This is a genomic window from Campylobacter sp. 2018MI10, assembly GCF_018501175.1.
GTDB lineage: Bacteria > Campylobacterota > Campylobacteria > Campylobacterales > Campylobacteraceae > Campylobacter_E.
Genome location: NZ_JAHCZD010000030.1, coordinates 1 through 10,408, shown reverse-complemented (window position 1 = coordinate 10,408; position 10,408 = coordinate 1). Strand labels below are relative to the sequence as shown.

Below are 10,408 nucleotides of genomic sequence, written 5' to 3'. Positions count from 1 at the left end.
CTTCATCAACAAATAGAGGAAAAAAATAATATTATTTTGACAAGCACAAATATTATAAATAAACTTGAACAAAATATTGCAGATAAAAACTTACTTATAAATAATCAAAATGATGTGATAAAAAATATGATACAAAATGGTACAGCTTGCCAAAGAATTAAAAACCATCTCGCTTATAAATTAGGTACATGTGCAATAAACACTAATAAAGTAAAATTAATTCTATTACCTTTAAAAATATTAATAATATATTTAAATCATATATTAGAAAATAAAAATTATATAAAACAACCTAAATTATATGAATACAATGATTATATAGATGCATCAAAGCTAAAGCAAACTTATACTTATAAGTTAGGAGAATTATTAATACAATCATTTTCTAATTGGTATAAATTAAGCATATTTACGTTGCCTTTAAAAATAAAACAATTAAAACAAGATTTTAAACCAAAACAAGTTAGGAAAGAATGATAGCTATAGATGAAATAATAAATATTGCTTTAAATGCTGGTAGATATGCGCTAGATATTTTTAATAATGATTTTAATATATATTATAAAAATGATAAAAGTCCATTAACTGAAGCTGATTTAGTTGTAAATGATTACATATGCAAATCACTTGCACAATACAGCATACCAATTATCTCAGAGGAAAACAAAAATATACAATATAGTGTAAGGAAAAATTGGAAATACTGTTGGCTAATAGATCCTATTGATGGAACAAAAGAATTTATAAATAAAAACAAAGAATGGACAATAAATATAGCATTAATACATAACGGCCAACCTATTTTAGGAGTTGTATATGCACCTGCATTGAAATTATTATATAATGCACAACAAAATAAAGGTGCATATAAGAATAATGTAAAGTTACCATTAGAACTAAATAAAAATACTTATAAAATAGTAGCAAGCAAATCTCATTTAAACGATGAAACAAAATATTTTATTGATAATATAAAAACAAATCTAGATAAAGAATTTATATCAATAGGTAGTTCCTTAAAGCTATGTTTGGTAGCCTCAGGTGAAGCTGATTGTTATCCTAGATTAGCTCCTACAATGGAATGGGATACGGCAGCTGCACATATTATTGTAAGTGAATCTGGAAAAAATGTATATAATTACCATACTTTAAAACCTTTAAAGTACAATAAAGAGAATCTATTAAACCCGTATTTTGTTGCGAAATAGATATTTTAAAAATTTAAGGAGAGGATATGATAATATATTTATACATATCGAAATATTTAACATGAAAAACCTAATTGTGGATTTAGATGGGACAATAGCTATAAATTCTAATTGCAGCTATGAAAATAAACCAATCAATAAAGAGATGTTAAAAAAATTAATTGAATATAAAAAAATGGGATTTAAATTAGTTATCAACACAAGTAGAAATATGAAAACTTATAAAGGAAATATAGGCAAGATAAATATTAACACTTTACCTAAAATAATAGAGTGGTTAAATAAACATAATGTCCCATATGATGAAATAATTATTGGAAAACCTTGGTGCGGAGAAGATGGATTTTATATAGATGATAAAGCTATTAGACCTAGCGAGTTTATATCTCATAGTTATGACGAAATAAAAGAATTGCTAAATAAAGAAGCTTTGCATCAAAAATCAAATAATTCAAGCGACCATAAAGTTACAAACATTAGTGGGGGGGGGGGTATAAATGATTATCATAACCTCTGCTCGTTATGTAAATCCGGAACTAGAAACAGAATTTGGAAAAGTACCACCATCGTTTCTACCAGTAGGCGGAAAAAAATTATATGAATACCAATCTTCATTATTTAAAAATGTAAATGATAAAATTATACTAACTATACCAAAAAGTTACGAACTAAATAAATACGATAACCTAAAATTAAAAGAACTTAAAATAAATATTCTAAGACTAGATGAAAACTTAACATTAGGGCAATCATTATCTCAGGCAATTTGTTTAAATTTAACTAATACAAATTTAAAAAAAGGTTTAAAAATTTTACATGGTGATACATTTTTTAAAAATTTAAACTTTTTAGATAATAGCATAGGAGTATCAAGAAGCAATGATAATTATAATTGGACTTATCTACTTAAAGATACAAAGCCTATATTCCATATAAAAAATAATCAAGAATTGAATACTAAAGATATACTCAATGGTTTTTTTGAAGTTCAAAACATAAATTATTTTTTAAAATGCCTAATTGAATGCGATTATGATTTTAAACAAACACTATTAAATTATTCAAAAAAATATAATTTTAATTTAAACACAAATCAAACTTGGCTTGATTGTGGTATTGCGACAAATTATTTTAATACCAAAAAGACTATAACCACAGAAAGAGCATTTAATTCCTTAAAAATCATCAATGGTTATGTATGTAAAAGTTCTTCTATGGATAATAGGATAAAAGCAGAACAAAATTGGTTTGGCTCTTTACCAAAGGAATTATCTTTATATATACCTCATTTTTATTTAGAAAATAACAAATACTATACAGAATATCTTTATTTAAATACATTATCAGAGCTTTATGTTTTTGGAAAAATCAATAAAATTACCTGGGAAAGAATATTTTTAAGTTTAAAAAATTTTCTAACTATATTACATAGTCATAAAACAAAAGAAGTAGTTAGCTATGATTATAAATTCAAAACACAACAAAGATTAAAAGAATTCTCTAAAGAAGCTAACTTTAACATTAATAAAAACATTATTTTTAATCAAAAAATTAATACTAGTATAAATGAAATTATAAAGGACATTGATAGTAATCTTATAGAGCAAAAACAAAATAGTTTTATTCACGGAGACTTTTGTTTTAGCAATATTTTATATGATTTTAAATCTGCTTCTATAAAAACAATTGATCCTAGAGGAATGGATTTCAAAAACAACATAACACCTTATGGAAATAGTTCGTATGATTATGCTAAGTTATTTCATTCAATTATTGGACTATATGATTTTATAATTGCAAAACACTATAAATTAAAATTTAAAAACACAAATGACAATTACATAATAGATTTTAGTTTATATAAAAATAAAAGTATTGATGAAATACAAAGTAAATTTTTAGAAATTTTTCAAAATACTTTTAATATAAAAGAGATTTATATTATAACAATTCATCTTTTTTTATCAATGCTTCCGCTTCACAGCGATGATTTAAAAAAACAATATGCCTTACTTGCAAACGCAATAAGATTATATATAGAATTTAAGGAATTATAATGACAATAATATTTCCAATGGCAGGACTTAGTAGTAGATTTTTTAAAGCAGGATATAAAATACCAAAATATATGCTTCTTATAAATAACAATACTTTATTTTATGAAGTAATAAGTGGCTTTAATAAGTATTTTAATGGCTGTAATTTTTTATTTATTTGTAAAAAAGATTATAGCACTAAAGATTTTATTATTAAAGAATGTAAAAAGTTAAATTTAAAAACTTATATGGTTATTGAACTAGATTTTGATACTTTAGGTCAAGCGCATACCGTATACTTAGGTTTAGAAAAATCTAATATAAAAGATGATATTTTAATTTTTAATATAGATACAATTAGACCTAATTTTCAATTACCAAATGAAGAATTTTTAGCTAATTGTGATGGCTATTTAGAAGTTTTTGAAGCAGATGGAGATAATTGGTCGTTTATTCTACCTGGCACTGATAACTTAGTCTTAAAGACAACAGAAAAAGAACGCATATCATCTTTATGTAGTAGTGGGCTTTATTATTTTAAAAACTCAAACGATTTTATAACAATTTTTCAAACAATGTTAGCAAATAATGAAACTTCAAGAAATGAATATTATATAGCACCTATGTATAACTATCTTATAAAAGATAAAAAATCAATTAAATACTACCAGATAAAACAAAACGAAATTATCCCCTGTGGAACACCTAATGAATATGAAATGATAATAAAAAAAAGGAAACATAATGAAAATTAGTGACATTATAAATGATTTTAAAACATATAGAATTGATATTAGTACTAAAACAAATGCTAATTATAAAGTAGATATTAATATTAATAAAGATAGTAGTTGGCAAGGCTCAATTAATAAAATGTCTTGGCTCAATGAAAATGAGAGAATAGGTATTTATATACAAAACAATATTCATTCTGAGCAACTAGTTATTAATTGCACAGATAAGTGTGAATTAAAGATTGATATATTATCAATTGATAAAAGAAACTCTGAGAACACTAGGATTCCTATATGGCTAGATTATTATTCTCTTAAAATAAATAATGAAGAAAAACTAAATAGGCTAACAGAAGTTAATCATGATCTGGTAAAAAGTTTTTATGTTAATTATATTGATAGACCAATAATTATAGAATTTAAAACACGATTTCATCAATATAAATATGAAGATTTGATTAATATTTTACAGAAATTATATAATGTACAAGAAAATAATATATATAATAGTATATATAATCATATTTTTATTAAAAAAAGATTAGCAATTTGTTTATTTGGACATCTTAGAACATTTGAAAAAACATATATAAATTTTTATAAACACATAGTAAATACTAATATAGCTGACGGCTATGATGTTGATATTTTTATTCATACTTGGAATAAAATGAGTGCAGATTATGGTGCTTGGTATTATAAAAAACATAATTTTAATAGCAAATTAAATGAAATCGATGTTGATATATCTATTATAAATAAGGTTAATGAAATTTATAAACCAAAAGAATTTCTTATAGAGACTCTTCCAGAACAAACCCATGGTCAACATATTTCAAGAGAAAAAGTTCTTCAATTAGCCAATAATTATTCAAATAAAAATAATATAGTATATGATTGCATAATGTTTACAAGGTTTGATTTATTATTTAGTACAAATTTAAATATAGATACTTATTTTAATTTATATAAAATGAATAAATCAAAAATATTAAATTTAGAAATCGATGATACTTACTTTTTTACATCATCTAATATATTTAAAAGAATGCCAGTTGCAGACCCTAGATATGTAAATGAATGTGATTTATTAAATTTTCATTTATCACATGTATTAAGCAACTTAAAATTTGTAGTATTAAACAATAAAAATATACCAATTGATTACCAAATTAATAAAGATTTTATAATACTTAGGGATCAAGATCAAACTTAACGAATTTTATAAATAATATTATATAAATTTTGATATAGGTCACTTATGTAACAACTAATCATACCAAAACCATTTTTATTATAATTGAAATATCCTTGTGAATATGTATGGCTATAATATTCTTCTTCGCTAAATTGAAAATATATAATTTTCTTTTTAAGTAATGCAAAATCAAAAGCTATTGATGAATAATCCGTTATTAAAACACTAGCTTTGCATAAATATTCTTGAATATCAATATCTTGCATATTTACAACTTCTACAAAAGAAGACAATTTAAAATCATCTAAATATTCAAGCATTGCAAAATGTGGCATAAAAACTACTTTATATCCATTATTTTTACACAATTCTTCCAATTCTTTACCGGTTAAAAGTTCTTTATAATTTTGATAATATAAACTAGTATAAAATTTATCATTTTTCTTTCTTTTATATGTTTGTTTATCAATTTTATCTGCCAAATACTCTCTCCAAGTAGGAAAAATCAAAATCATCTTTTCTTGTTTAATCGCCCTACTTTTTTCTATAAGTTTTTCAAATCTAGGCATGCCAGTAAGCACAACTTCTTTTGAACTTAACTTATAATCAGAATAATCACTAACAATAGAATTATATTCATCAGTTGTGCTTGTAATTATTAGCGAAATATCTTTAGAATTAAGCCAATTTGATATATTATCCTTAGTTACTCCATGTTGTAAAAATATATAATCTTTATTAAATAAAGTATATTTACCAATACCTTTTAATAAATAATTATCAGTATGTGAGCTTATAATCTTTCTAGCTTTAAACAATTGTATTTTAAACCAAATTCCAGAACTAGATACTACATTAAAATTCTTGTTTTTTAATCTTATATAATCAGATGAGTTCTTGTCTATGACAAAGGCAATTTTTTGTTCTGGATGATTTTTTTGAATATATTCATAAAGATACTCCGCATTATCATTTGCTTTATACTTCCTATCAGCAAATAACCATAATTCATGTTTTTTATATCCTAAATGATGTTGTATTTCTTGATATATCGCTTCATTTATTTGAATATTTTTACTAAAGCTTTTATTGTTTATATATTCCATAAATTCAAAATTATCTGATTTTATCGTTGTATCATACTGAATACCAAATTGTAAAAAATACTTGATTTTATAATAACTTTTATCTTTATTAACCAATGTTTGATTATTTAACACTACTTCTATATTTTTTATATACCCTACTTCTTTAAGATATATAATTTTCTTATAAATAACAAATTCATCTAATAAATTAATTTGTTGAATTTTAATCAAATCTATATTAAATTTTTTATTGTTTATAAAAATTTCTAGTTTATCTTCTTTTGTAACAGAATAATAACTTATTCTTAAATATTTTTTTGTGTATTTTTCTAAAACACAAGCATTTGTATATTCTAAATAATTTTTATATTTTTTTAAAACTCCTAATAATAAATAAGTATTTCGTAATAAAAAAGAATTCTTAATCACATCAACATCTAAATATTTAAATATATCTATTAGTATATTTTCAAGACATTTTTTTTCCTCAATAGCTAATCTAATAACTTTTAAATAATTTTCAATTAGTTCCTTTATCATCCAATAAACATCATAGATAATAGTCTGCTGTATAAAATTAGGGATATACCCTAACTCATTTTGTGTATATTCAAGTAAAGCTAAGTATCCACGAGATGAAACATCTAAAAAATATCTTTTATCTTTTAATTTTTTATCAAGCGTAGAATTACCATCAACTCTTTTTCTATAAAAATATCTAGCATTTTCAATAAATATTGCATCTTTTTCTAAATTATCCAATAAATACTCATTTATAAATTTAGCATCTTCAAAACAAGGTTTTAAATCTTCATCAAATTTAAATTCCTTTATTAATTCAATTTTTATAATTGCACTAGCAGCTGAAAGCTGTATATTTTTATCCAAATCCTTAATTTTAATTGATTTTTTATTTTTATATTTATAATTTAGTGGGTGATTGTCTTTATAAAAATTATCTTTTTCATGGTAAAAAATAATATTTGAACTTACCATTGCTAAATTATTGTTTTTTGATATTTCTATATCTATATTTTTAAAATAGTCTTTATCTAAAAAATCATCAGGGTCTGTAAAAGTTACCCAAGGAGTTTTAACGTATTTTAGTCCAAGATTTCTAGCACTTGCTTGTCCGCCGTTTTCTTTATAAATATAAGTAATATTGTTTGGGTATAGTTTTTGATACCTTTTAATAATATTAGCTGAATTATCACTAGAACCATCATCTACCATTATTAATTGAATTGATTTTTCAAACCCTATACTTTGATTTATTATTGAAGTAAAAAAATCATCTAAATATTTTTCTACATTATAAACAGCTGAGACTATTGTGTAGGTTGAATATGATTTATAAGGTAGTTTAAATATTTGTTTTTTAAATAATTTAATTTTAAAATCATAAAAAAATTCATTTAAATGTGTAATTTTATATTTGTATGTCATAATAACCTTTAAAAATTTTTAATATTTTAGGATAAAAATGCAAATCAGTATAATTTCAACTGTGTGTTATAAAAATAAAAAACATTTCATATATAAAAGAGCATTAGAGTTAATTGAATATTTTAAAAATACAAACTATGAATTTATAATATCTGATGCTAGTAAAAATAAAATATTAAAATCTAACTACCCAAATATAAAAATTATAAACACTAAATATCAAAATCCATTTTCTCCAGGAATCGCTAGAAACCAAGCAATAATACATTCTAGTAAAAAATATATATTATTTTACGATATTGATTTGTTAAATGATGATAATTTTTTTATTAAATTATCAAATAAAGTAAATCAAGAATTAGAAACTAATATAAAAAAATTTATTTTAATTCCATTTGTATATCTAACCAAAACAGGAACACAAGAATTTGAAACAAACAAAAATTTATCTATATTAAAAAATAGCTATTTAGAAGGTTCTAGAAAACTTATAGAAAATATAGGTCTTAATGGGGTTATTATGATTATTAACAAGGAGTATTTAAAAAATATAGGCTTATTTGATATAAATTTTCAAGGACATGGTGGCGAAGACCTAGAATTAGTTCATAGATTAATTGCAAACAACCCTATCGCAAAAAAACCAAATGATTATTATATTAATGAAACTTCAAATATAGTTGCAAACCTAAAAGGTTTTAGAAAGTATATGGCGTACTATACACTTCCATTATTTTTTGAAGATTTAATATTAATTCATAGATGGCATGATAGACCATTATTTAATAAATTTTATTTCAAAAAATCAACTAACCAAGACTTACTTATAAAAAAAATGAAAGAGTATGATTATAAAAATAATAATGTTTGGAAAGATGAAAGAGAATTACCAGAATTTATAACCTATTTAAAACAATTATGTAAAAAATATAATATTGAAAATAGCATAGGTTTATATTCTTATGATAAAAAATATAATAAATATAGCTTAAAATCTAAATTAAGAAAATTAATTACTAGACCAAAAGATTTTTTTAAAGATATTAAATTAAGGAAAACAAAATGAAACACATATTTAGAGAATACGATATTAGGGGGATTTTTGGGACTGAGATTAGTCCTAGTTTTACTAAGGCTTTAGGTTTTGTAATAGGTAAAATTATGCTTAGTAAAAACGCAAAAAGCGTAAGCGTAGGTTATGATGCAAGACTTAGTAATAAAGTCTTAAATAATGCTTTAATTTATGGGCTAAATCGTGCAGGAATTAAGGTTTATTCACTTGGACTTGTCCCTACTCCACTTGGGTATTTTAGCAATTACGCTTATGAAATTGATGCAAATATTATGATAACAGCATCACATAACCCTAAAGAATACAATGGCTTTAAAATCACTATAAATAAAGAAAGTTTTTTTGCAAAAGAGCTTAGTGATATTTATACTGAAGTTGCAAATCACATAAAAGATTTTGATGATAAGATTGAAAATGCCGAATATGAAGAATTAGATATTAAAACAAAATATATTGAGTTTTTGCAAAAAGAATTCGCTCATCTTAAAAACGCCAATATAAATCTAGCAATTGATACAGCTAGTGGTGCAGCTTGTGAAGTTGTAGCAAATATTTTAGATATTTTAAATATTAAATACGCTCACTATTTTAGTGAATTTGATGGTGAGTTTAAATCTCACGAGCCAGACCCAACAGAAGAAGAAAATCTATTTGCTATTAAAAATGAGCTTAATTTTAGTAATTTTTCTCATCATTGCCCTAATCCACTTTATAAAAATAACTATGTTAAAAACACTGCAACACTTGGCTTTGGTTTTGATGGAGATGCTGATAGAATTGTATGTGTTTTAAAAGATAAAATCATTAAAGGTGATGAGCTTTGCTATCTATTTGCAAATAATATTAAAAACCCTAAAATCCTTTGTGAAGTTAAATGCTCAAAAGTGATTTTTGATAAAATCAACGAGCTAGGAACTTGCTCAATGTGTAAAACAGGTCATTCAAATATCAAAAAAGCTATAAAAGAATTAAATGTAGATTTAGCAGCAGAACTTAGCGGACATGTATTTTTTAATGACAAATATTATGGATACGATGATGCGATTTATTCTATGCTAAGAATTATTGAGCTATATTTAAAAAATCCTAATTTTATTGATATTTTAAATAACTTACCTAAAGCATATTCAAGTAATGAAATAAAAATAAAAGTAAATGAAAATGATAAATTTAATATAATAAATACTTATAAAGAAAAAATAAAATCTCTTAATCTAAATGCTAAGCTAATTGAAATTGATGGAGTGAGATTAGAATTTGAAAATGGATTTTCACTACTTCGCGCAAGTAATACTAGCCCTTATTTAGTAGCTAGATTTGAAAGTATCAGCGAAGATAAGTTAAAAGAAATCAATGATTTTACCTTTAAACTTTTAGATGAAATAATTAAAAATTAATTAGTTAATAAGTTTAGGTTAATATAACTAAAAAATTTTAAAATACCCCCCCCCACGCTCAATATTACTAAATTGTGGGGGTAGTATTCTAAGTGAAAGAAAGTATGAATATAAATAGTTTAATAAGTAAATTTAATAATGAAAATATTTTATTTTTACAAGGACCTTTAGGGCCTTTTTTTAAGCGTTTTAGCAAATACCTTAATAAAAACAATAAAATATATAAAAT

General features: G+C 23.1%; 9 protein-coding genes. 8 read left to right on the top strand and 1 reads right to left on the bottom strand.

From position 1 onward, the window contains the following. The 6 genes from KJR01_RS09400 to KJR01_RS09375 form a co-directional block, all read left to right on the top strand. Positions 1-477 (top strand): DUF8374 domain-containing protein (locus KJR01_RS09400; protein WP_502756453.1); only part of this gene is annotated, 477 nt, incomplete at its 5' end. Next, entirely contained in the window at positions 474-1,208 is a 735-nt protein-coding gene (gene cysQ, locus KJR01_RS09395; protein WP_214118945.1) for a 3'(2'),5'-bisphosphate nucleotidase CysQ, read from the top strand. The genes KJR01_RS09400 and cysQ, both read left to right, overlap by 4 nt. Before the next feature lie 61 nt (positions 1,209-1,269). Continuing rightward, entirely contained in the window at positions 1,270-1,809 is a 540-nt protein-coding gene (locus tag KJR01_RS09390; protein WP_214118943.1) for an HAD hydrolase family protein, read from the top strand. Then, positions 1,706-3,265 carry a capsular biosynthesis protein gene (locus tag KJR01_RS09385; protein ID WP_214118941.1) on the top strand — a complete coding sequence of 520 codons (1,560 nt, stop codon included), beginning with the start codon at positions 1,706-1,708 and terminating at the stop codon, positions 3,263-3,265. Before KJR01_RS09390 ends, KJR01_RS09385 begins: the two co-directional genes overlap by 104 nt. Beyond that, positions 3,265-3,999: a glycosyltransferase family 2 protein gene (locus tag KJR01_RS09380; protein WP_214118939.1), complete on the top strand. Its 735-nt coding sequence runs from the start codon at positions 3,265-3,267 to the stop codon at positions 3,997-3,999. Before KJR01_RS09385 ends, KJR01_RS09380 begins: the two co-directional genes overlap by 1 nt. Further along, the gene (locus tag KJR01_RS09375) at positions 3,989-5,194 is read left to right on the top strand and encodes a hypothetical protein (RefSeq protein WP_214118937.1); all 1,206 of its coding nucleotides are present in this window, start codon (positions 3,989-3,991) and stop codon (positions 5,192-5,194) included. Before KJR01_RS09380 ends, KJR01_RS09375 begins: the two co-directional genes overlap by 11 nt. Here KJR01_RS09375 and KJR01_RS09370 read toward each other — a convergent pair. Then, positions 5,191-7,710, bottom strand: coding sequence for a CDP-glycerol glycerophosphotransferase family protein (locus tag KJR01_RS09370; protein WP_214118934.1), 2,520 nt, complete (start codon positions 7,708-7,710; stop codon positions 5,191-5,193). The genes KJR01_RS09375 and KJR01_RS09370 overlap by 4 nt on opposite strands. A gap of 37 nt (positions 7,711-7,747) precedes the next feature. Between KJR01_RS09370 and KJR01_RS09365 the strand changes: the two genes are divergently transcribed. Together KJR01_RS09365 and KJR01_RS09360 are read left to right on the top strand one after the other, a co-directional pair. After that, positions 7,748-8,776: a glycosyltransferase gene (locus KJR01_RS09365; RefSeq protein ID WP_214118932.1), complete on the top strand. Its 1,029-nt coding sequence runs from the start codon at positions 7,748-7,750 to the stop codon at positions 8,774-8,776. After that, positions 8,773-10,179 (top strand): phosphomannomutase/phosphoglucomutase, encoded by a 1,407-nt coding sequence (locus KJR01_RS09360; protein ID WP_214118930.1) that lies wholly within the window; start codon positions 8,773-8,775, stop codon positions 10,177-10,179. Before KJR01_RS09365 ends, KJR01_RS09360 begins: the two co-directional genes overlap by 4 nt. The last annotated feature ends 229 nt before the right edge of the window (positions 10,180-10,408 follow it).

What these genes read in the sequence shown, in the direction of transcription:
- KJR01_RS09375 (WP_214118937.1), top strand. Translation starts at nt 3,989, where the DNA reads ATGAAAATTAGTGACATTATAAATGATTTTAAAACATATAGAATTGAT.
- KJR01_RS09390 (WP_214118943.1), top strand. Translation starts at nt 1,270, where the DNA reads ATGAAAAACCTAATTGTGGATTTAGATGGGACAATAGCTATAAATTCT.
- KJR01_RS09370 (WP_214118934.1), bottom strand. Translation starts at nt 7,710, where the DNA reads ATGACATACAAATATAAAATTACACATTTAAATGAATTTTTTTATGAT.
- cysQ (WP_214118945.1), top strand. Translation starts at nt 474, where the DNA reads ATGATAGCTATAGATGAAATAATAAATATTGCTTTAAATGCTGGTAGA.
- KJR01_RS09360 (WP_214118930.1), top strand. Translation starts at nt 8,773, where the DNA reads ATGAAACACATATTTAGAGAATACGATATTAGGGGGATTTTTGGGACT.
- KJR01_RS09380 (WP_214118939.1), top strand. Translation starts at nt 3,265, where the DNA reads ATGACAATAATATTTCCAATGGCAGGACTTAGTAGTAGATTTTTTAAA.
- KJR01_RS09365 (WP_214118932.1), top strand. Translation starts at nt 7,748, where the DNA reads ATGCAAATCAGTATAATTTCAACTGTGTGTTATAAAAATAAAAAACAT.
- KJR01_RS09385 (WP_214118941.1), top strand. Translation starts at nt 1,706, where the DNA reads ATGATTATCATAACCTCTGCTCGTTATGTAAATCCGGAACTAGAAACA.